At 36.7% G+C, this 21,219-nt stretch carries 19 protein-coding genes and 1 other annotated feature; of the genes, 2 read left to right on the forward strand and 17 right to left on the reverse strand.

Going from position 1 to position 21,219, the window contains the following annotated elements:
* Positions 1–123: 123 nt before the first annotated feature.
* The 5 genes from H0173_RS03535 to H0173_RS03555 form a co-directional block, all read right to left on the reverse strand.
* Positions 124–1,059 carry an ABC transporter ATP-binding protein gene (locus H0173_RS03535; RefSeq protein WP_221844543.1) on the reverse strand — a complete coding sequence of 312 codons (936 nt, stop codon included), beginning with the start codon at positions 1,057–1,059 and terminating at the stop codon, positions 124–126.
* A 1-nt stretch (position 1,060) separates the two neighbouring features.
* Positions 1,061–2,128 (reverse strand): ABC transporter ATP-binding protein, encoded by a 1,068-nt coding sequence (locus tag H0173_RS03540; protein WP_221844545.1) that lies wholly within the window; start codon positions 2,126–2,128, stop codon positions 1,061–1,063.
* A 140-nt stretch (positions 2,129–2,268) separates the two neighbouring features.
* Positions 2,269–3,183 (reverse strand): ABC transporter permease, encoded by a 915-nt coding sequence (locus tag H0173_RS03545; RefSeq protein WP_221844547.1) that lies wholly within the window; start codon positions 3,181–3,183, stop codon positions 2,269–2,271.
* A gap of 3 nt (positions 3,184–3,186) precedes the next feature.
* The gene (locus tag H0173_RS03550) at positions 3,187–4,122 is read right to left on the reverse strand and encodes an ABC transporter permease (RefSeq protein WP_221844549.1); all 936 of its coding nucleotides are present in this window, start codon (positions 4,120–4,122) and stop codon (positions 3,187–3,189) included.
* Between the two features lie 145 nt (positions 4,123–4,267).
* On the reverse strand, positions 4,268–5,914 hold the full coding sequence (locus H0173_RS03555) for a peptide ABC transporter substrate-binding protein (RefSeq protein ID WP_221844552.1): 1,647 nt from the start codon (positions 5,912–5,914) through the stop codon (positions 4,268–4,270).
* 600 nt (positions 5,915–6,514) lie between these two features.
* Positions 6,515–6,726, forward strand: a binding site (T-box leader).
* A 110-nt stretch (positions 6,727–6,836) separates the two neighbouring features.
* Here H0173_RS03555 and trpS point away from each other — a divergent pair.
* Positions 6,837–7,826: a tryptophan--tRNA ligase gene (gene trpS, locus H0173_RS03560; RefSeq protein WP_221844554.1), complete on the forward strand. Its 990-nt coding sequence runs from the start codon at positions 6,837–6,839 to the stop codon at positions 7,824–7,826.
* Between the two features lie 43 nt (positions 7,827–7,869).
* Here trpS and H0173_RS03565 read toward each other — a convergent pair whose 3' ends face one another.
* The 9 genes from H0173_RS03565 to H0173_RS03605 all read right to left on the reverse strand — a co-directional run bounded on the left by H0173_RS03565 (position 7,870) and on the right by H0173_RS03605 (position 18,312).
* Positions 7,870–8,616 (reverse strand): YjbA family protein, encoded by a 747-nt coding sequence (locus H0173_RS03565; RefSeq protein WP_221844555.1) that lies wholly within the window; start codon positions 8,614–8,616, stop codon positions 7,870–7,872.
* Between the two features lie 148 nt (positions 8,617–8,764).
* On the reverse strand, positions 8,765–9,679 hold the full coding sequence (gene opp4C / locus H0173_RS03570) for an oligopeptide ABC transporter permease (RefSeq protein WP_221844557.1): 915 nt from the start codon (positions 9,677–9,679) through the stop codon (positions 8,765–8,767).
* 12 nt (positions 9,680–9,691) lie between these two features.
* Positions 9,692–10,642, reverse strand: a complete 951-nt coding sequence (locus H0173_RS03575) for an ABC transporter permease (RefSeq protein ID WP_221844559.1) — start codon at positions 10,640–10,642, stop codon at positions 9,692–9,694.
* Positions 10,643–10,784: 142 nt separating this feature from the next.
* Complete coding sequence (locus tag H0173_RS03580) at positions 10,785–12,458, reverse strand: peptide-binding protein (RefSeq protein WP_221844567.1); 1,674 nt, start codon at positions 12,456–12,458, stop codon at positions 10,785–10,787.
* Between the two features lie 141 nt (positions 12,459–12,599).
* Positions 12,600–13,622, reverse strand: a complete 1,023-nt coding sequence (locus H0173_RS03585; protein ID WP_221844570.1) for an ABC transporter ATP-binding protein — start codon at positions 13,620–13,622, stop codon at positions 12,600–12,602.
* On the reverse strand, positions 13,619–14,602 hold the full coding sequence (locus tag H0173_RS03590) for an ABC transporter ATP-binding protein (protein WP_221844572.1): 984 nt from the start codon (positions 14,600–14,602) through the stop codon (positions 13,619–13,621). The genes H0173_RS03585 and H0173_RS03590 overlap by 4 nt, the downstream gene beginning before the upstream one ends.
* A 450-nt stretch (positions 14,603–15,052) precedes the next feature.
* Positions 15,053–15,832 carry a DUF2268 domain-containing putative Zn-dependent protease gene (locus H0173_RS03595; RefSeq protein ID WP_221844574.1) on the reverse strand — a complete coding sequence of 260 codons (780 nt, stop codon included), beginning with the start codon at positions 15,830–15,832 and terminating at the stop codon, positions 15,053–15,055.
* Positions 15,833–15,993: 161 nt separating this feature from the next.
* Positions 15,994–17,232 (reverse strand): beta-ketoacyl-ACP synthase II, encoded by a 1,239-nt coding sequence (gene fabF, locus H0173_RS03600; protein WP_221844576.1) that lies wholly within the window; start codon positions 17,230–17,232, stop codon positions 15,994–15,996.
* A gap of 147 nt (positions 17,233–17,379) precedes the next feature.
* A complete protein-coding gene (locus H0173_RS03605) occupies positions 17,380–18,312 on the reverse strand; it encodes a beta-ketoacyl-ACP synthase III (protein WP_221844578.1) in 933 nt (310 codons plus the stop codon).
* A gap of 308 nt (positions 18,313–18,620) precedes the next feature.
* Here H0173_RS03605 and H0173_RS03610 point away from each other — a divergent pair, with 308 nt between their 5' ends.
* Positions 18,621–18,977: a hypothetical protein gene (locus tag H0173_RS03610; RefSeq protein ID WP_221844580.1), complete on the forward strand. Its 357-nt coding sequence runs from the start codon at positions 18,621–18,623 to the stop codon at positions 18,975–18,977.
* Positions 18,978–19,020: 43 nt separating this feature from the next.
* Here the strand turns inward: H0173_RS03610 and H0173_RS03615 are convergent, their stop codons facing one another.
* The 3 genes from H0173_RS03615 to H0173_RS03625 form a co-directional block, all read right to left on the reverse strand.
* Complete coding sequence (locus tag H0173_RS03615) at positions 19,021–19,212, reverse strand: ComZ family protein (protein WP_221844582.1); 192 nt, start codon at positions 19,210–19,212, stop codon at positions 19,021–19,023.
* 24 nt (positions 19,213–19,236) lie between these two features.
* Complete coding sequence (locus tag H0173_RS03620; RefSeq protein WP_221844584.1) at positions 19,237–20,196, reverse strand: BMP family ABC transporter substrate-binding protein; 960 nt, start codon at positions 20,194–20,196, stop codon at positions 19,237–19,239.
* A 139-nt stretch (positions 20,197–20,335) separates the two neighbouring features.
* Positions 20,336–21,157 carry a Rossmann-fold NAD(P)-binding domain-containing protein gene (locus H0173_RS03625; protein ID WP_221844586.1) on the reverse strand — a complete coding sequence of 274 codons (822 nt, stop codon included), beginning with the start codon at positions 21,155–21,157 and terminating at the stop codon, positions 20,336–20,338.
* Between the last annotated feature and the right edge of the window lie 62 nt (positions 21,158–21,219).

Raw genomic sequence — 21,219 nt, forward strand, 5'->3', positions numbered from 1 at the left:
AAATGTTGTATGATATTAAAAAACGGTTCTTTATTTAACGAAAGCATAAAAGTATAAAAGTGTATGTGACCTTTTTATTATTTTGATAAAAGGAAAAACGATCTCATTTGAGAGATCGTTTTGTTATTTAGCATATTGCTGTTTATATTGCTTTTCCTCTTTCTCCGAGCAATAAACGAAATGACCTGGAGTGATTTCACGCATTTCAAGCTTCTCATCTTCATTATAATTATGAATCTTTGGATCATATGTGATCCGTTTACGAGTACGCTCTGTGTCTGGGTCTGGGAGTGGAATAGCCGATAATAAAGACTGGGTATACGGATGAATCGGATTATTATATAAATCCTCCGCACTAGCAAGTTCAACTAGCTTTCCAAAATACATAACACCTATACGGTCACTAATATACTTAACCATTGAAAGGTCATGAGCGATGAAAAGATAAGTTAATCCTTTTTCACGCTGCAGCTTTTTCATCAAGTTAACTACTTGAGCCTGAATAGATACGTCTAATGCAGAAATTGGTTCATCTGCGATAATAAAGTCAGGATCTACCGCAAGTGCTCGAGCAATTCCAATACGTTGTCTTTGACCGCCTGAGAATTCGTGAGGATAACGGTTAGCATGCTCTTTATTTAATCCCACTGTTTCTAACAGCGCATATACTTTTTCCATGCGTTCTTTTTTGCTTTTTGCCAGTCCGTGAATATCGATTCCTTCAGCAATAATATCGGCTACTGTCATTCGCGGATTTAAAGAAGCATAAGGATCCTGGAAAATCATTTGCATTTTTCGGTTAAATTTCTTTAATTCTTTTGCTGATTTTCTCCCGTGTACATCTTCTCCATTAAAAAGGACCTGTCCATCGGTAGCATCATATAAGCGGATAATTGTTCTGCCAGTTGTTGATTTTCCGCAGCCTGATTCCCCAACAAGACCTAGGGTTTCACCTTTGAAAATGTCAAAAGTGATTCCATCAACTGCTTTAACCATATTAGGCTTCCCAACATTGAAATGCTGTTTAAGGTTTTTAATTTCTAATAATTTTTCAGCCATCTTATTTACCCTCCTTCACAAGAACCGGTTGTTTAAAATTGGAGGATAATTGACGCATCCGTCTTGTAACAGCTTCCGGCGGCTCAACCTTTGGTGCATCTGGATGCAGCAGCCATGTTTTGGCAAAATGAGTTTCAGAAATTTGATACATTGGCGGTTCTTCTTCAAAATCAATTGCTAATGCATATTTATTTCTTGGAGCAAAAGCATCTCCCTTAGGAGGATTTGTTAAATCTGGAGGTGTTCCAGGTATAGCAGCCAATTCTTCTTTATCATCGTTTTCTAAGCTTGGCATTGATGCAAGCAGTCCCCATGTATAAGGATGTCGAGGGTCATAGAAAATTTCGTCAACTGTACCCATTTCAACAATTTGTCCAGCATACATAACAGCTACTCGATCCGCAACGTTTGCAACTACTCCAAGATCATGAGTGATAAAAATGATGGAAGTATCCATTTTACTTTGTAAGTCTTTCATTAACTCTAAAATTTGCGCTTGTATTGTAACGTCTAGTGCTGTTGTAGGCTCATCCGCAATCAATAGCTTCGGATTCGCTGCAAGTGCAATTGCAATCATTACACGCTGTCTCATACCACCGGAAAATTCATGTGGATATTGATTCACACGCTTTTCTGGCATTGGAATTCCAACAAGACTTAACATTTCAACTGCTCTTTTCTTTGCAGCATCTTTTGACATATTTTGATGCTTCATAAGACCTTCCATGATCTGATAACCAACCCTCATCGTTGGATTTAGAGAAGTCATAGGATCTTGGAAAATCATACTGATTTCTTTTCCTCGGATTTTTTCCATTTCTTTGTCTGATTTAGGGACAATATCATCACCGTTAAAAAGAATCTGTCCTCCAGTTATTTTACCTGGTGGCATTGGAATTAATTTCATTATTGTTTGAGAGGTAACACTCTTACCGGATCCCGATTCACCTACGATGGCAAGCGTCTCACCTTTATGAAGGTCAAAGGATACACCACGAACAGCTTTTACTGAGCCTCCATATGTTTGGAATGAGACTTCCAAATCTTTTACTTCAAGTATTTTTTCCATATTCTCACTCCCTTGTCTAGCTCCGGCGTCTAGGGTCTCGAGGTCTTAATTCAATCTGCCAAGAAGACTAAAGAACAAGTCTTCAAGTCAGCTCGCCCTTAAGCTTGTCGCCCCTTGCAAGCCGCCTCCGCTTTTCAGAATTATTTACGAAGTCTTGGGTCTAGAGCGTCGCGTAAACCGTCACCAACAACATTAAATGCAAAAATTGTTAAACAGATAAATGTTGCAGGGAAGAATAAACGCCATGGATAGTAGCGAATTGCCGGCAGTCCATCACTGGCCATTGTTCCCCAGCTGGCAAGCGGCGGTCTTAAACCTAATCCTAAATAACTTAAGAACGCTTCTGTAAAAATTGCATTTGGGATTGTTAACGTCATTGTAACAAGAATTGGAGCCATTGCATTTGGAATTAAATGCTTTGCCATAATTCTGCTTGTACTTGCTCCAAGTGTTTTTGATGCAAGAACATACTCTTGACTTTTTAAAGATAGCACCTGGCCACGGACAATACGGGACATATTAATCCATCCAGTGATCGTCATTGCAAGGATCATTGTTCCAAGCCCTTGTCCTAACACTACCATTAATAAAATAACTAGTAGTAAATATGGTACACCGTAAAGAACATCTGCAAATCTCATCATGACTTCGTCTGTTCTTCCGCCTTTATAACCGGAAATACCGCCCCATAGAACACCAATAAATAAGTCGATTAACGCGGCAGCGACACCAATAAAGATGGAAATACGCGCGCCTTCCCAAGTACGGGCAAACACATCGCGGCCAAGATCATCTGTACCAAACCAGTGATCAGATGAAGGTGCTTGGTTTTTATTTGATAAATCATTTGTCGCATAATCATATGGAGTCAAGTGAGGCCCTATGATAGCCATGATGATTAGTAATATTAGCAGCACTAATCCAAACAGAGCAAGCTTGTTTTTTCGGAATCGAATAAATACATCTTTCCAGAACGACAGACTTGGTTTTGAAATTTTTTCAGCATCTGTAGCCTTAGTTCCAACGAGTTGAAATTTATCTTTCGAAATCTGCATAAATTACTCTCCTTTCTTCCCACCGGCAAGTTTGATGCGTGGGTCGATGATTCCGTATGCTATGTCAACAAGGAGAATAGATACGAGTAACAGAATACTATAAAACACTGTTACACCCATAATAACGGTATAATCACGGTTTCCGATACTTGTAACAAAGTGTGCACCTAATCCAGGAACACCAAAGATTTTTTCAATTACAAAGCTTCCAGTTAGAATACCAGCTGTTAATGGTCCCATATAGGTTACAACAGGTAAAAGAGCATTTCGAACAGCATGTCTTACTGTAATTACTCCTTGGCTCAAGCCTTTAGCTTTTGCAGTTTTAATATAATCATTACTTAGTACTTCTAGCATACTTGAGCGGGTTAATCGCGCAATAAATGCCATTGGAGTTGATGCCAACGCCAATGCAGGAAGAACCGTATGCATAAATGTCTCCCAACGCGCTACTGGAAACAGACCCATTTTAATAGCAAGGAAATATTGCAGGAATGTTGCCATTATAAAGGACGGTACGGAGATACCTAACACAGCAATAATCATTGCCGTATAATCTTGCCATCTATTATGCTTTAACGCAGCAATGATTCCAAGAATAATACCTATTGCCACTGCTAAAAGAATGGCTTCAGCACCAAGCATTGCAGATACTGGAAAACCTTCATTAATTAAATCATTTACTGACTGTGCCTTATATTTAAAAGACGGTCCAAAATCCCATTTTAATATTCTGACTAAATATTCCCCATATTGTGCGTACCAAGGTTTATCCAATCCGAAGTGTGCATTTAGATTAGCTTCAATTTCGGGAGGTAATTTTTTCTCTGAGGTAAATGGGTTTCCTGGTGCAATGCGCATAAAGAAAAACGTGGCAGTTACAATTAGCCATAAAGAAACAAGCATGTATATTAAGCGTTTTCCTATATATTTTGCCATTGTTCTACACCTCCAATTTAATACTGAAAACTTTAGGACATAATGCGGCATTTGAAATTATCTGACTTTTTGATCTAAAAGCAGAAACGAAGGTATATAGAATGGATTATGCTCCCTCTATATACCTTACGTTTACATGACTTTATTATTCAAAATATGCCCATTTGTACTGAACATCACCAAGACCAGAGATAACAACATCTTTTAGGTTGTCAGCTTGTACCCAGTTTTCAGTGTAGAAATAAATTGGTAGTACTGGCATATCTTCCATAAATACTGCTTCTGCATCTTTTAAAATCTGTTGACGCTTTTCAGGATCTGCCTCAGTTGCAGATTTTGCAAGAAGATCTTTATATTCTTGACTTTCCCAACCAGTATCGTTGTTTCCGCCTTTAGCATCACGGTACATGTCAAGGAAGTTGATTGGGTCATTATAATCTCCTAACCAGCCCATACGTCCAACTTGGAAATCAAGTGAATGCATTTTGTCTAGGAATACTGCCCATTCAGAGTTTTCAAGTGTTACTTCAACACCAAGGTTTTGCTTCCACATATCTTGAATAGCTTGAGCAATTTTTTGGTGTCCTTCAGAAGTATTATAAGAAAGTGTAATAGCTGGTAACTCAGAAACATCTTTGTAACCAAGCTCTTCTAAACCTTTTTGTAAATATTCTTTTGCTTTTTCAACATCGTTATCTTTGAAATAGCCTTTTTCATTCTCAGGGAACATTGTTGGTGGTACAATCGCCATTGCTGGAGCTTGTTCACCTTGAGTTACGTTGTCAATGATTTCTTGACGATTAATTGCCATTGCAAATGCTTTACGGATGTTTTTATTGTTGAATGGCGCAACAGTTGTGTTGAATTTGTAGTTATAAATACCAGCAATTGGCTTAGTATTTAGACGGCCATCATCTTTAAGAGCTTGCATTGCATCAGTTGGAAGTGCACCAGTTGGAGCCCCAGCCCAGTCAAGTTCGCCGTTATCAAACATAGATAATTCAGTGTTTGGATCATTGATCATGATCATTTCAATCTTAGTTAATTTTACAGAATCTTTATCCCAATATTTATCGTTCTTTTCTAAAACGATCTTATCACTGTGTGCCCATGACTTCATTACGAAAGGTCCGTTAGAAGTATAGTTGTCACCAGCGTCATTTGCCCAGTTAGGGTTAGCTTCAGCAATTTTGCTGTTAACTGGAAGATAAGTGTAGAATGCAGTTAACTCATTGAAGTATGGTGTTGGGTTCTCTAATGTAACCACAAGTGTTTTGTCATCTTCAACTTTAATTCCAACATCATCCAAAGAGCCTTTGCCTGTGTTTGCAGCTTCAGCACCTTTGATTACATATAATTGATATGCATATTCTGATTGATTGTTAGGATCTAACGCCCATTTCCATGCATATTCAAAGTCCTTTGCAGTTACAGGGTCACCATTTGACCATTGTGCATCACGTAATTTGAATGTATAAACTTTTTGATCTTCAGAAACTTGAATATCTTCTGCCATTGCATTTTCAGGTTTACCATCTTTACCAATACGAGTTAAACCTTCAAAAGTGTTACGAAGTACAGTTCCAGAAGTTGAATCTTTCGCTAATCCTGGATTTAATGATGGTGGTTCAGTATTGATATTTACTCTTAATTCTTGCGGAACATTAGACTTTGTTTCGCCTTTATCTCCGCCTTTGTCGCCACTGTCAGCATTATCTTTTCCGCCGCAAGCAGCAAGGAACATGCTTAGCACTAACAGCATACTAAAAAGGATGGATAATCTTTTTTTCACGGTTTTTACCCCCTATTTTTTTTGCAAACGTTTTCTTTAGATTGGTTACAAAAAAACACAAGTATACATAACCAGCGGATTACTATTAAAGTCTGTAAATTTAACTTAGTTTAATAAACAGACAAACTAAAAAAGTATAAAGAAAGTTAATTCTCTTAATTAGTATGATTATCCCTATATTCTGAAAACTTTTCATACAAAAGGAATATATCATCTCTATTTATTAGATAATAACTTACTTTTATAGTATAGTAAAACATCCAACGAGTTATACTGTAATCACTCTGTAACCTTCGTAACATTTTCGTAAAGAATTCGTTTGATAGATTAATTATAAATTTATAAAAAAATTATTGCAAGTAGGTTTTATCGGGTTTATAGCAATCTATCATTCCAAATTTACTAAAAATACTTATAAAATATGAGTTTTTAGACCAATAAAAAAATTAAAAAAACGCTATTTTCTTCTGGATTTGTATGTATATTTTCACAATTTACAAAAAAGAACTTTCTGAAAATAGTAATTTTTTCTGATTTCCAAGCTACAGACTATTGATTTTTTTCTTCAAATGTTATATTCTTAAATTTAATATAATAAAAACAAAGGCGATGAGAAAGAGTAGTACATTTACCTCTAGTTTTAGAGAGCCTGTGGCTGGTGAGAACAGGTAACTATGTAAATCGAATGGACTTTTGAGCTCTCCAATACGACGTTTCCTCACGTTATAGAGGAACTGTGCAAATTCAGGCATAGTACAAAGAGACTCGACATTGAGTAATTAGGGTGGCAACGCGGACCATTCGTCCCTATTAAATAGGGATGAATGGTCTTTTTATGTTCAAAATTATTATAAACAAGAAATTCATTAGCTGCTATTCCCCATTCGTACAACTCTTTCGGCCATAAAAGGAGGAAAAATAAATGAAAACAATCTTTTCCGGCATCCAGCCAAGCGGCACGATTACCCTCGGGAATTATATAGGTGCCCTAAAGCAGTTTGTAGAACTGCAAAATGAATATAACTGTTATTTTTGTATTGTGGATCAACATGCGATTACTGTTCCACAAGATAGACTTGAGCTTAGAAAAAATATTAGAAGCTTGGCTGCCCTTTACTTAGCCGTAGGAATTGATCCTGAAAAAGCGACTCTGTTTATTCAATCTGAAGTTCCAGCGCATGCTCAAGCTGGATGGATGATGCAATGCATTTCATATATTGGTGAGCTTGAAAGAATGACCCAATTTAAAGACAAATCTGCTGGAAGAGATGCTGTCCCTTCTGCATTACTAACCTATCCACCGTTAATGGTTGCTGATATTCTTCTATATAATACAGATCTTGTGCCAGTTGGTGAAGATCAGAAGCAGCACTTAGAGCTAACAAGGGATTTAGCAGAAAGATTTAACAACAAATATAGTGAGATATTTACAATTCCTGAAATTAGAATTCCTAAAGTTGGTGCTCGAATCATGTCATTGCAGGAGCCAACAAAGAAAATGAGTAAGTCTGACCCGAATAAAAAAGCATCCATTACACTGCTAGATGATATTAAACAAATTGAAAAGAAAATTAAGAGTGCTGTAACAGATTCTGAAGGTATAGTGAAATTTGATAAAGACAATAAACCGGGCATTTCTAATCTTCTTTCCATTTATTCTATATTCTCGGGTAAAGAAATTAGTGAAATTGAAAATATGTATGAAGGAAAGGGATACGGAGATTTTAAATCAGATTTAGCTGAAGTCGTCATAAATGAAATTAAGCCTATCCAAGATCGCTATAATGCATTAATGGAGTCTACAGAACTTGATGATATTCTTGATGAAGGCGCTGAAAAGGCAAGAAAAGTTGCTAATAAAATGCTGAAAAAAATGGAAAACGCAATGGGTCTTGGCAGAAAAAGAAAATAAGAGCAACAAAAAAATCTATCACTTGGTGATAGATTTTTTTGTTCTAATTCACTTTTGGACCATGCTCTAGTTCCCAAAGCTTCTCAAAAAATGGCTGCCCTTTAATTATGTTTTCACAAAATTGCTCATGCTTGCTTGTCCATCCATACTTACTCTCTTCAAAGAGCTGAAGCCATGCTTCTTCAAAATCCATTTGCTGTATGTTTGAATAGTTTTCCGGACTCCATTCTGTATACCAATAACGGACTTCTGCTACATTCTTAGAAGAATATAATTGGTCAAGGGCCATAAACATTAATTGTTTTATTTGTCTTTCCTTTCTTGTCAGCCCTGCCATCAGTTCTGGTGGTGGCGAAAGAATATGGAAATTCTTTAATGCACGCTGGTCATTGAAAGTATAAGCTACTGCTTCCTGATTTGACAGCATTTCATAGGCAAGCTGTTCTTGTCTTGGAATAAGTCTGCTTTTTCTTATCGGAATATTATAGCCGATCGTATCAACAGCTAATATTCCCTCTCCATCAGATACTACAAAACAATAGTCTAACTGAATTCTTTCATGGTTTTTTCTTAAATAAGCCTTTTGATAAATATCATCTAACAGTTGTTGTGGCAGCTCTGACAAATCATTTTCAATGTAATTAAATAAGACGGGATCAATTTTGAGCAATGGCACTTGGTCCAACAGTTCTACTCCATCATCCTTACGCCATTCATGAAAGTGGCAAACATTATATCCATTTTCTTCTCCTTCAAACCAATTCACCCAAACATCATGAAGATATAACATCTCTTACCCCCCGCTTCTACAAGCTATTTGTCACTCAGTATTGGCAGAGCGGAGTAAAATTATTCCTAAATTAGCAATGCGTGCAGGAAATAAATCAAAAATAAAAAGCCTCTGCTATTTCATTTATAGACAGAGACCTTTATGCTTTTTAATCTATTGTTTTTGGATCTAATGCATCCCGGAGTCCATCACCGATAAAGTTAAAGCTTAGGACTGTTAACAATATGAGCAATCCCGGGAAAAATGGATACCATGGAGCCGTTAACATTACTGTGTAATTCTGTGCATCCTGAAGCATATTACCCCAGCTTGGAGTTGGAGGTTGAATACCAAGTCCCAAATAACTTAGTGCCGCCTCCGTCAGAATTACTTGACCTACAAGTAATGTTGCAGATACAATAATTGGTCCCATTGCATTAGGCAAAATATGGCTAAAAATAATCTTATGGGATTTTGTACCAATTGTTTTGGAAGCAAGTACAAACTCCCTTGTTCTTAAAGACAAGAACTCTCCCCTTACAAGACGTGCAGTACTTGTCCAGCTGATAACAGCAAAAATTAAGATTAAATTACCCGTACTTGGTTTAAAAATTGAAACAACTGTAATTAGTAAAAAGATACTTGGAATAGAGATGACGATGTCAACAAATCTCATTAACATGGCATCAATGATTCCACCAAAATATCCTGCTAGTGCACCAACAGTTACGCCAATGACTAGAGCACCTGCTACCGAACCAAATCCTACAAGCAAAGAAATCCGGCCGCCATATAATAAACGAGTAAAAATATCTCTTCCATATCGATCTGTTCCAAGTAAGTATTCCTCACTAGGCGGCTTAAGCTTGTCCAAGAGATTGATATCCTCAAATTTATACGGTGCAATAAGCGGTGCCAGTACTGAAGATGCAATGATTAGGAACAAAATAATTGCCCCTACTAATGCAAGTTTGTTTCTCGAAAATTTTCTAATGAATATTTTCGTTAATGTTTCAGGTTTACTCTTTAAATTGGGGTTTAACTGTAAATCCTCTTGAGTAATTTCTAAATTTGTTTGTGACAAGTAAACCCCTCCTTAATACTCAATACGCGGATCAAAAATCGCGTACAAAATATCTGCTAGTAAATTTCCTATTACAACAAAAACTGCCGAAATCACAGTAAGCGCCATTATTACTGGGTAGTCACGCTGAAATGCGGAATCAATGAATAATTGCCCAAGACCCGGCCATGCAAATACCTTCTCGGTAATAGCAGCTCCGCCAATGAAGGAAGGTAGCATTAATCCAAATAGAGTGACTATTGGAATCATGCCATTTCTGACACCATGCTTAATAACAACTTTTTTCTCTTTAAAACCCTTTGACATTGCAGTGCGAATATAATCCTGCTTTAATACATCCAACATAGAGGATCTAGTATAACGTGTCAGTGCAGCTAAGTCTGCAGTGGCAAGAACTAAACCCGGAAGAATCAAGTGATGTATGCGGTCCCAAATACTGAATGGTGCATTCAATGTAGCAACTCCACCTGTTGGGAACCAGCCAAGGTTAACTGAAAAAAACATGATTAGGATTAACCCAAACCAGAAGTTTGGAGTGGCTACTCCAAGAAATGAACCAATTGTAAAGGTATAATCAAGAGGTGAATAGGGTCGCATCGCAGAATAAATTCCAATTGGAATTGCAATCATTACTGCAATAATAAATGATACAACCATAAGTAGTAAGGTATTTGGAAGCCTATTAATTATAAGCTCACTTACAGGGGTTCCACGCTTAATTAGTGATTCCCCAAAATCCCCTTTAGCCATATTTCCAAGCCATTTGAAATATTGAACTGGAATTGGATCGTTCAATCCATATTTTTCTTCAAATTTCACCTTATCAGACGGCTTCATTTTCGGATCCATAAGCATAGCTACTGGACCACCTGGTGCTGCCTTAATGATGGCAAAGGATAATATGGTAATTCCAAGTAGTAAGGGAATAGCCATTAATGTTCGTCTAAAAATGTATGAAACCATCGTCTATTCTCCCTTTCTTAAATTTTCAGTTTATACAAAATACATGGCTAATATTAACCTGTAGAATTTTCAGTATTAAAAAAAAGTAAGGGAAAAGGGTACCTAATCCCCTACTTTTTTAATAGTATTGATTTTATTGATACTATTCTTGTTTCAACCACCATTTGTGGATGTTATATAATTGAGTCTTTGGATGGAATTCATAGCCTTCTAGGTTCTTAGGCATTGCACGGAATTCCTTAGGATAGTATAAGAATGTATAAGCTTGATCCTCGGCAAGACCTGCTTGAATTTTCCCGATCATTTCTTTACGCTTATCTTTGTCTAGCTCTTGAAGCTGTTCATCCATTAACTTATCTAGCTCTGGGTTTGAGTAGCCAGTAAAGTTAAGTCCTTGTTCAATTTCCTTAGTATGGAAGATACCACTTGGATCCGGATCGATACCTAAGCTCCATCCAAGTACAATTGCTTCAAAGTTCCAAACACCTGGATCAATATCAGCAATTAATGAACTAAATTCAACAATTTGTGGCTTAATTTCAATACCAACTTCTTTAAGCTGCTGTTGAAGAATAACAACGATATCTTCACGAACTTTGTTTCCTTGGTTCGTTTTAACCTCTACAGAGAATCTCTTGCCGTCTTTCTCAAGAATGCCGTCAGCACCTGGCTTCCAGCCAGCTTCTTCTAACATTTTCTTTGCTTTTTCAGGATCATATTCAAACTTAGGAACATCTGGATTATATGCCCAGCTTAATGGACTTTCCGGTACGTGCGCAACTTCACCAAGTCCAGCCATTACGTTATCAACGATTGCAACACGGTCAATCGCATGAGTAATTGCTTGACGAACCTTTTTATCCTTGAACTTATCGTCACGCTGATTGAAAGCAAGATAAGTATATGATAATGCTAAACCAGACTCTAAACGTAATCCAGCAGCATCTGCAAAGCTTTCAACTGTTGGTACGTCTGGTTGTGGAACACCTGCATAATAATCAATGTCTCCTGCTTGAAGCTGAGCAAGAATTGCGTTAGCATCTGGAACAAGTTTGTAAGTAACAGAATCTAAGTATGGTCGGCCACCCCAATAATCTTCATTGGCAACAACCTTTACATACTCCCCATCTTTCCATTCTTCGAATTTAAATGGACCTGAACCAATTGGAGTTTTAGTGTTAAATGGATTCTCACCCAATTCTGCGACTGGAACATCTTTTAAAATATGTTCTGGAAGAATACCAAATCCAAGGCTTACTACTGGGAATTGTGCATCAACTTGCTTTAATGTAAATTTAACTGTGTATTGATCGATTTTTTCAATCTTTTCAATATTTTCAAAATACGATTTACGAACTCCATCATAATCCGGATGAAGTGGAATGCTGTATGTAAATACAACATCATCTGCATCTAATGGCTCACCATCATGGAATTTCGCATTTTCAACAATTTTAATAGTAAATTCTTTTCCATCTTCTGAAGCTTCATATGTTTCTGCTAACCCATTTTCTTTAACTGTATTAAGTTCAATATCAGAACCCATTAATGAATCAAATAGCATATCTTCAATATCAGAACTTGAAGCATCGTTAGAATATAGTGGGTTAAACATTGTAGGTGACCCTGTTGAACCAACAACTAGGTCCCCTCCTTGAGTTGGGCCTTCATCCTTTGGTTTCTCTTCAGTAGCTGGAGTTTCTTCTTTTGGCTTTTCTGTTTCTGTCTGCGTTGTTTGCGATCCGCCTGAACATGCAGCTAGAAACATAGATAATACTAGCATGAAGCTTACTAGTAACCATGCTGGCTTTTTCATTCAATTTCCCCCTTAGTTTTATTTTGTAAATCCAATTCTTTTTAATCAGAGAACGTTATCGGATGTACCGCCCCCCTTCAAAGCTTTTTATACTAAATGCTCTGTCCCATAAAAGTGGGTATTCGCAGCATCTAATAACAATTAATATAAATGGCATGCAACAAAATGATCTTGTTTGATTTCTTTATATTCCGGCACCATTTGACTGCATATTTCTGTTGCAGCTGGGCATCGGGTATGGAACACACAGCCTTGAGGAGGATTTGCCGGGCTAGGCAAGTCACCTTTTAAGATAATTCTTTCTCTTGCCTGTACACCTTTTTTCTTCGGAACAGGTACAGCTGATAGGAGTGCTTGAGTGTATGGATGTAAAGGATCATCATATAGATCATTCTTGCCAGCGAACTCCATCATTTTTCCTAAGTACATAACACCTACTCTGTCGCTTATATGGCGGACAACGCTTAAATCATGGGAGATAAACACATAGGTAAGTCCTAAATCTTCTTGAAGGTCTTCCATTAGATTGATAATCTGTGCCTGGATGGAAACATCCAGAGCTGATACTGGTTCATCAGCAATAATTAAATCCGGATTTAGTGCCAACGCACGAGCAATCCCAATCCTTTGTCTTTGACCTCCTGAAAATTCATGCGGATACCGATTAATAAACAACGGGTTTAATCCTACTTTTTCTAAAAGATCTTGAATTTTTTCTTCTCGTTCCCTCGAACTATATAAATTATGTGTAATCATCGGTTCACTAAGGATTGACTTTAAGGTTTTCCGTGGATTAAGGGATGCATATGGATCTTGGAAAACCATCTGGATATCTTTCCGAATTGTTCTTCGAAGCTCCCCTTCAGACATTTCTGAAATATTCCGGCCTTTAAAAATAATATCTCCGCTAGTTGGTTCATAAAGCCTAATAAGCGTACGTCCTGCAGTTGATTTTCCACAGCCTGATTCACCAACTATTCCGATCGTCTCGCCTCTTTTGACATTAAAGGTTAGCCCATCCACCGCTTTAATTGAACCAACTGTTTTCTGTAAGAAACCTGCTTTAATAGAAAAGTGTTTCTTTAAATCTATTACATTTAAAATATAGTCCGATTCTTTATCAATGGATTTCTTCTTTAATCCCACAGTTGTTGTAGAGCTCATTTTGTTGCCTCCTTCTCTCCATGTAAAAAGCAGCGAACCGATCTTGTGCCTTTAAGTGAAACAAGTTGAGGTGCTTCATTATGGCATCGATCAAACGCATGCGGACATCGAGGTGCAAAGCGACACCCTGCAGGAAAGTGCTCTGGAGGCGGAACAGTTCCTTCGATTGAATAAAGCCGATCCAATTCTCCTTCTAGCGATGGTATTGAACCCATTAGGCCAATTGTATACGGGTGAAGTGGTTCATCGAATAAATCATCGACACGAGCTTCTTCAACTACTTGGCCGCAATACATAACAACTACACGATCTGCTATTTCTGATACGACTCCTAAATCATGAGTAATGATTAGAATAGATGTATCAGATTTCTCACTCAAGTCTTTCATTAAGTCTAGTATTTGTGCCTGAATTGTTACATCCAAGGCAGTAGTCGGTTCGTCTGCAATAAGAAGCTTTGGATTACAGCTCATGGCGATTGCAATCATAACACGCTGCCTCATACCGCCTGAAAGCCGGTGAGGATATTCATCTATAAGAGCTTTAGCACGGGAAAAACCTACTAATTCAAGCATCTCGATTGCTCGATTTCTTGCAACGTTCTTTGACATTTTTTGATGGTACATTAATACTTCAATAATCTGTTCACCGATGGTTAGGACTGGATTTAAGGATGTCATCGGTTCCTGAAAAATCATTGAAATATCATTACCGCGAATTTTACACATATCATTTTCCGATAGTTTGACTAAATCCTTGCCATCAAAAAGAATTTCGCCGTCTACAATCTCTCCGGGAGGGCTAGGTATTAGGCGCATAATGGAAAGGGATGTAATACTTTTTCCAGATCCAGATTCTCCAACTAATGCCACTGTCTCCCCTTTATGTATTTTTAAATCAACACCATCAACGGCAGGAATATTTACTTTCTTTTTCTTAAAGTATGTTTTTAAGTTTTTTAGTTCCAATAATGCTGTCATATTACCCTCCGTCCATATTTCATTAGTAATGGCTATTTCCAAAGCGTTGCTTGTATACCACTTTTTCAAATAAATTGGACTCATTATTAATAAAAATTTTAATTAGCATAATTTTCGTAATTTTTAGGTCATAAGTATTCTATTAAAAGTTTTAAAAATTAAACTAGAAATGACATTTATACTTGCAACCAGCTTTAGAAAAGAGCCTACAAAAAATTCCAAATTAATATACAAGAATATCATTTTACATTTTTTATAAATATTTTCTAATTTGGAATTTATTGAGTATTTAATTGTATATTATTACAGAAAGATTACGAATTCAAGAATTTTTTTAAAAATTCTATTTTTTTAAAAGATTTATGTCAAAATTACAACAGTCATCATCCAAAATTTTATTGTACATCTGCAAAAAAAAATAAAAGGCTGGATCTATTTGGATCCAGCCTTTTATGAAGATTTTCCTGTTCTTTTTTCACCGGAAAGACTTGATATAAAGGATTCCGATGGCAAATTAAATGAATCACGCAAAGAAAATTTGTTCTTCTCTTTGTACATGGAAACGATTACAAACCCTGCTGCATACCCAGTCATTTTAGGATATCCTCCCCTCCCATAAAGGATTTCATCATGTTCCTTACTCATTTTTTTTGTATGCAATTTACTCTTTAGGAATGTATTCCAAAAGTGGATGATTTCTTTTTCGCTATAATAACGACACCATTCTGCAGTATATTTTTCCCCACAGCATTCATATACCGCATGCTCAGCTAACCCTTCTAAAATGATAGAATCTAGGAGAGTTGCATCTTCTAATTTAATATTTTTCTTTTGAAGTCTGCATGTATGATGATATTCATGAACAAAGAGGGCTTCTAATTCCTTATCATCTATCGATGGTGTAATAAATAAAAATAACTGCCCTTCAAATGCCACACCTGATTTATTCACATTTACCCTAGAAAATAAGGTGTTTCTAGCTGCTATTGGAAAAATATAAATATCAATATCCGGACCATTCCATGCCTTTTTATATTTCCTGAATATTTTTTCTGTCTTTTCCCAATATTTCTTTTCCTTTAATGCTTTAAAAGTTTCATATGTTTGCCTATTTGGTTTATACATGCCAAACTGGCTTAAGTAATGATAAATTTTATCCGGCCTGTCCTTATAAAAATCTCTAGAAAGTCTTTCACAAATTTTCTCCAGGTGATAAAAGTCTGTTTCCATCCATAAATCTGTTCTAACTACCCCATTAGCTGTTCACCACCTTTTTCCTAGAGGATTTCTTGAAAATTTATTTCTTTTCTAGTCTATGTTTAATTAATGTTAATGTTCGTTTAGTGAAATATAAAAGGGCAAATCCTTTGATTTGCCCTTACTGAATTGTTTTATTCGTATTTTTTAAATGCGATTGTTGCGTTATGTCCGCCGAATCCTAATGAGTTGCTGATTGCTGCTTTGATTTCCTTTTTTCTTGCCTCATTTGGAACATAATCAAGATCACATTCAGGATCTGGTGTTTCATAATTGATAGTTGGAGGCAATACGCTCTCCTTCATCGCTAAAACGGTGAAAATTGCTTCTACACCGCCTGCTGCGCCAAGAAGATGGCCAGTCATAGATTTAGTTGAGCTTATAGCTAGATTATACGCTTGATCACCAAATACTTGTTTAATGGCCATTGTTTCATACTTATCATTGTAATCAGTACTTGTTCCATGAGCATTAATATAATCAATGTCCTCTGGCGCTAGTCCAGCATCATCGATGGCCATTTTCATTGCTCTCGCTCCGCCTTCTCCTTCAGGTGCAGGTGCTGTAATATGATACGCATCTCCAGTTGCACCATACCCAACGATTTCGGCATAAATTTTTGCTCCGCGTGCTAGTGCATGCTCAAGCTCTTCAAGAACGACAATACCAGCGCCCTCGCCAATAACAAATCCATCACGATTTTTATCAAATGGGCGGCTTGCTGTTTTTGGATCAGGATTTGTTGATAATGCTGTATTAGCACAAAAACCTGCAACAGACATTTTCGTAATCGGTGCCTCTGCTCCTCCTGTAACCATTGCATCTGCATCGCCACGCTGAATAACTTTAAAAGCATCACCAATAGAATTGGTTCCTGTAGCACATGCCGTTACAGTACATGAATTAAATCCTTTTGCTCCCAAAGTAATAGATACTTGACCAGTTGCCATATCTGGGATCATCATTGGAACGAAGAATGGACTAACCCGTCTGTATCCACGATTTAGAAAAGTTTCAAACTGATTTTCGAATGTTTCCATTCCGCCAATTCCAGAACCAATCCATACGCCTACACGGTGTGCATTTTCTTCATTTATCGCTAAATTTGCATCCTTTACTGCCATAAGGGAAGCTGCAACCGCATAATGAGTAAAGCGGTCCATTTTTCTGGCATCCTTTTTATCAATGAAGTTTTCAACATTAAATTCCTTAACTTCGGCAGCAACCTTCACTGGATATTCATCTGCATTTACTCTTGTTAATGGGCCAACTCCAGAAACCCCCGAAAGGATATTTTTCCATGTTGTTTCTACGTCATTCCCTAGCGGTGTTACAGCTCCAATACCCGTAACGACAACTCTTCGTTTAGTCATTCTATTTTTATCTCCTTTACTCTAATAGTTACAAGCTTTATTCCATAAAAATTAGAGAATCACATTTTCGGCTAATCATTGTAAAATTCACTTAAAAAAATTTCATTTTAATTGTCACTGAAATTGGATGAATTGTAAAGTTATGCCTCATCTGCCCCAGCGCATGGCAATAGCCCCCCATGTTAAACCGCCACCAAAGCCTACCATAACAATTAAATCTCCATCTTTAATTTTTCCAGCTTCTAATTCTTCGACAATTGAAATGGGAATAGAAGCTGCAGAAGTGTTTCCATATTTGTGGATCGTCTTTGACATCTTTTCCTCTGGCAAATCAAGTCGCTGTCTAGAAGCCTCCATGATGCGAATATTTGCTTGGTGAGGAATTAAGAAATCAACATCCTCCTTAGAGAGACCAGCCTTTTCTAGCACATTTACACAGCTTTCCCCCATTTGGCGGACAGCAAATTTAAATACTTCCCGGCCATTCATAATGATGTACTCATCCTGGTATAAATGCTTTGCTCCAGTTCCATCTGCACCAAGCTCGAAAGATAATATTCCTCTTCCTTCTGAAACTTGGCCAATAACAGCAGCACCGGCACCATCTCCAAATAATACAGCGGTATTTCGGTCTTCCCAATCTGTTATTTTTGAAAGCTTTTCAACTCCAACAATTAGCACGTGTTTATATGTGCCAGCTTCAACGAATTGCTTTGCAGTAACAATTCCATACATAAACCCAGCACATGCAGCACTAATATCCATAGCCGCTGCCTTTACTGCTCCTAATCTCTCTTGAAGCATACAGGCAACAGATGGGAATGGATTGTCAGGTGTAACAGTAGCTACTAAAATCATATCTAAATCTTCTGGTGAAATATTTGCGTTTTCTATCGCCTTCACTGCCGCTTCATAAGCTAGATCAGAAGTATCTGTATTCTCATCTGCAATTCTTCTTTCCTGAATACCGGTTCTAGTTCTGATCCATTCATCTGATGTATCAACCATTTTTTCTAAATCTGCATTTGTTAGTTTCTTTTCAGGCAAGCATCTGCCAATTCCAATTATTCCAGCATTCATGGAGTGCACCCCTTATCATCTTTCTATTCTGAATTCAAATAGCCAGCAGTTTAAGGAAACACTAGCTTATTGTCCAGTTTACAAACTAAATTATCATCAATTATAGAGATGGCAATATCAATTATAAGTGATTTTTAACTTTATTATCAATTATTATGACTTGGTACTAATTTTATCAAATAAACTAGCAGATAAGCAAGATTTTCTGAATCTTAATATTAAAAAGTTTTATCCGCTTCTGTCTAAACATGGAAAATTCAGTAACATAAATTAATATAAATGCTACTTTATAAAGGAGGAGGAAAAGATTGAATCCTGAGGATAAAAAAGAAGAACAAATTTCTGCAGGTGACCCATTTTCATTATTCATGTTTGGTCCCAATCAACGGAATACAGATTTGAAAAGAGAACCGGTTGAATCTTCTACAGAGAATAAGAAATTGAACAATTCTTCTTTAGACGATTGGCTATTTGGAAATCAAAGGAAACCTGAGAGCACAAAAAATAAGGCTATCAATGACCAAATCAATCAGATCATTAATAATATTGATTTTATCGCTCTTATGGACAATATAGACGCCCTTAAGCAATCTGCTCAACAATTTAAACCAATATACAGTAAAGTTACTCCAATGATTAAGCAGCTTTTTAAAAAAAGTAATTAATTTCAAAAAACCGGTCTTCTAAGAAAGACCGGTTTTTGTCAATTTATTCTTTTTCTGCTAATGCATCTGCTTTGCCCATTTCATATGCTTCACTCATTACTTTTGTAAAAAGGCTCATAAACGGCTGAATCATTTCTAAAGATAATTCAACACCTGCGTCGTCTAATTGCTGTTTCGCCTCTGGCAAATACTTCATGGCGATTTGCATAAATTGCATTGTTTTGTCTGATTGCATATCTTATGTAATTCCTCCTGAGCGCTATTTATTGGGAAGTTCCCCTGTTTTTTTATATTCATCAATGGCTGCATTGATTTTATCAATAAATTTTTGATCAACGTGGGAGCTAAATTTCCCTAGTGTTATGACACCATCCTGAAAATCGAACGACAAATTCCCAGATTTCAACTCCCCTTTATTAAACATATCAGCCACGACTTCATACAAAACATCCACATGCTGAATCGTACTAGTTAAAACCGCAGATTCCCCTAGATCAGACTGATCTGAAATATATCCAATAGCATAATGGCCCTTTTCTTTAACCTTTTCAATTACCGGAACATTATAACCATCGCCGGCCGGATAAATTACATCAGCCCCTTTTGCCATAATCTTATCTAAAAGGTCAATGGCTTTTTTGTCATCATCCCAATTCCCAACATATTCAATCATTACATCAGCGTTGGGATTTTCATAATTGGCACCCTCATAAAATCCTTCAATTTCGGGCTGCCATTCGTATGCAGCAATAATACCAATAGAATTAGATTTTGTCATATGACCCGCGATCATACCACCGAAAAATCCCATTGCGTACCCTTCAAAGTTCAAGCTAGTAGTATTCGAATTTTCCGCATCTCCATTGAAGCTTACGAAGTGAATATCCGGATATTGAGGTGAAATCTCATTAAAATATTCAGCATATTCATTACCATGACCAAAAATAAGATTAACTCCCTTTTGATTAAACTCCTTAACAGCTCTTTCAACTACTAGCTTTGAATTCATCCCCTCTTTATAGTAAACATCAATATTATAATGGGATTGGATCTTTAACATTCCTTTATAGCCCTTTGTTCCCCATACTTGATCATTGATCGTATCAGGAACTAGTAATCCTGCTTTTTTTAGTTTACCAGAAGACATTGCTTGTCCGCAGGAGACCAATAAAAGAAGGCTTAAAAGAAGAATCCCAAACCGAACAAAAATTTTCTGCATCTTCCTTTGTTCCGCCTCTCCATAAAAGCCGCTTCTTATTTTAAGATAATTCAAACCAAAAATATCCAAATATACTATATCCTGCTGTTTTTATTCTAACCATAATGAGCAAGTTTTGAAAAGCCCTATCCCTATTCTACTAAATACATCCATCATGTAACAACCTTATCTGCCTTTTCTGTTTTTCAAGCCCCTCCGTAAAATGTGTACAGCTTTTCACAATAGTGTTGTTTACCATACGTCCATTAACTATTTCTTTGTGTTGAACTTTTTCTATCACTTCAATAGGGATGGATAGATAATCTGCACATTTTCCCCAATGATTTACAGTTTCGCTTTTTAAAATCCACGTTTGAGGGCAATTATTCTCTGTAAGCTCAATAATTGGATCCACAATATCTTCAATGTACAGTGTATCGTGGATCCACTCACATTCATTAGTTACAATGTGCTGATCAGGAAAAATGGTTTTTAAAAGGGATTGCTGAAATAAAAAGGTATTTGGCTGCCAAGGGCCATAAATAGTTGGGAGAAAAAAACGGTGACTGTAATTTGAATTTGCTTGCTCGATCCTATCGTTAAGCTGCACAAAAAATTGAATAGGAAAAAGGGAAACAATTTTCGTATCCATATTATCTATTTTTTCTCGATTTTTATTTAGAAACTCCTCAATTAAACAGTTTTTTGTTATAGAGGCTTGAAGATTATTTATATCAGTTTCATAATAATCAAAAAGAATAATTGTTCGACCGTTAAATTCTTCTTCATCCATCCATTGTGTTGGACTTCTTTCATTAAAGTTCGCGTTACGGCCAATTTCAAGCCGCTTTTCAGAAAGATATGCGTCTATGTCATCATCACTCGAATGAATCCCAATAACTTCTAATCCTTGTTCTAGCAATGAACGGCAAAATTGATAACCAATAAATTGAAATGCCCCAAAAATTACTGCCCTGTCCATTTTCTGGCCTCCCTTACCATTCTCAGTGTATCCTATGCAAATTGATTTACATTTATTTCATT

It is taken from the genome of Bacillus sp. S/N-304-OC-R1 (assembly GCF_019749375.1).
Lineage (GTDB): Bacteria > Bacillota > Bacilli > Bacillales > Cytobacillaceae > Cytobacillus.

Excerpts from the sequence above, each read along its gene's own strand:
- H0173_RS03535 (WP_221844543.1), bottom strand. The coding sequence starts at position 1,059 with ATGGCTGAAAAATTATTAGAAATTAAAAACCTTAAACAGCATTTCAAT.
- H0173_RS03540 (WP_221844545.1), bottom strand. The coding sequence starts at position 2,128 with ATGGAAAAAATACTTGAAGTAAAAGATTTGGAAGTCTCATTCCAAACA.
- H0173_RS03545 (WP_221844547.1), bottom strand. The coding sequence starts at position 3,183 with ATGCAGATTTCGAAAGATAAATTTCAACTCGTTGGAACTAAGGCTACA.
- H0173_RS03550 (WP_221844549.1), bottom strand. The coding sequence starts at position 4,122 with ATGGCAAAATATATAGGAAAACGCTTAATATACATGCTTGTTTCTTTA.
- trpS (WP_221844554.1), top strand. The coding sequence starts at position 6,837 with ATGAAAACAATCTTTTCCGGCATCCAGCCAAGCGGCACGATTACCCTC.
- H0173_RS03565 (WP_221844555.1), bottom strand. The coding sequence starts at position 8,616 with ATGTTATATCTTCATGATGTTTGGGTGAATTGGTTTGAAGGAGAAGAA.
- H0173_RS03575 (WP_221844559.1), bottom strand. The coding sequence starts at position 10,642 with ATGGTTTCATACATTTTTAGACGAACATTAATGGCTATTCCCTTACTA.
- H0173_RS03580 (WP_221844567.1), bottom strand. The coding sequence starts at position 12,458 with ATGAAAAAGCCAGCATGGTTACTAGTAAGCTTCATGCTAGTATTATCT.
- H0173_RS03585 (WP_221844570.1), bottom strand. The coding sequence starts at position 13,622 with ATGAGCTCTACAACAACTGTGGGATTAAAGAAGAAATCCATTGATAAA.
- H0173_RS03590 (WP_221844572.1), bottom strand. The coding sequence starts at position 14,602 with ATGACAGCATTATTGGAACTAAAAAACTTAAAAACATACTTTAAGAAA.
- H0173_RS03595 (WP_221844574.1), bottom strand. The coding sequence starts at position 15,832 with ATGGAAACAGACTTTTATCACCTGGAGAAAATTTGTGAAAGACTTTCT.
- fabF (WP_221844576.1), bottom strand. The coding sequence starts at position 17,232 with ATGACTAAACGAAGAGTTGTCGTTACGGGTATTGGAGCTGTAACACCG.
- H0173_RS03605 (WP_221844578.1), bottom strand. The coding sequence starts at position 18,312 with ATGAATGCTGGAATAATTGGAATTGGCAGATGCTTGCCTGAAAAGAAA.
- H0173_RS03615 (WP_221844582.1), bottom strand. The coding sequence starts at position 19,212 with ATGCAATCAGACAAAACAATGCAATTTATGCAAATCGCCATGAAGTAT.
- H0173_RS03620 (WP_221844584.1), bottom strand. The coding sequence starts at position 20,196 with ATGCAGAAAATTTTTGTTCGGTTTGGGATTCTTCTTTTAAGCCTTCTT.
- H0173_RS03625 (WP_221844586.1), bottom strand. The coding sequence starts at position 21,157 with ATGGACAGGGCAGTAATTTTTGGGGCATTTCAATTTATTGGTTATCAA.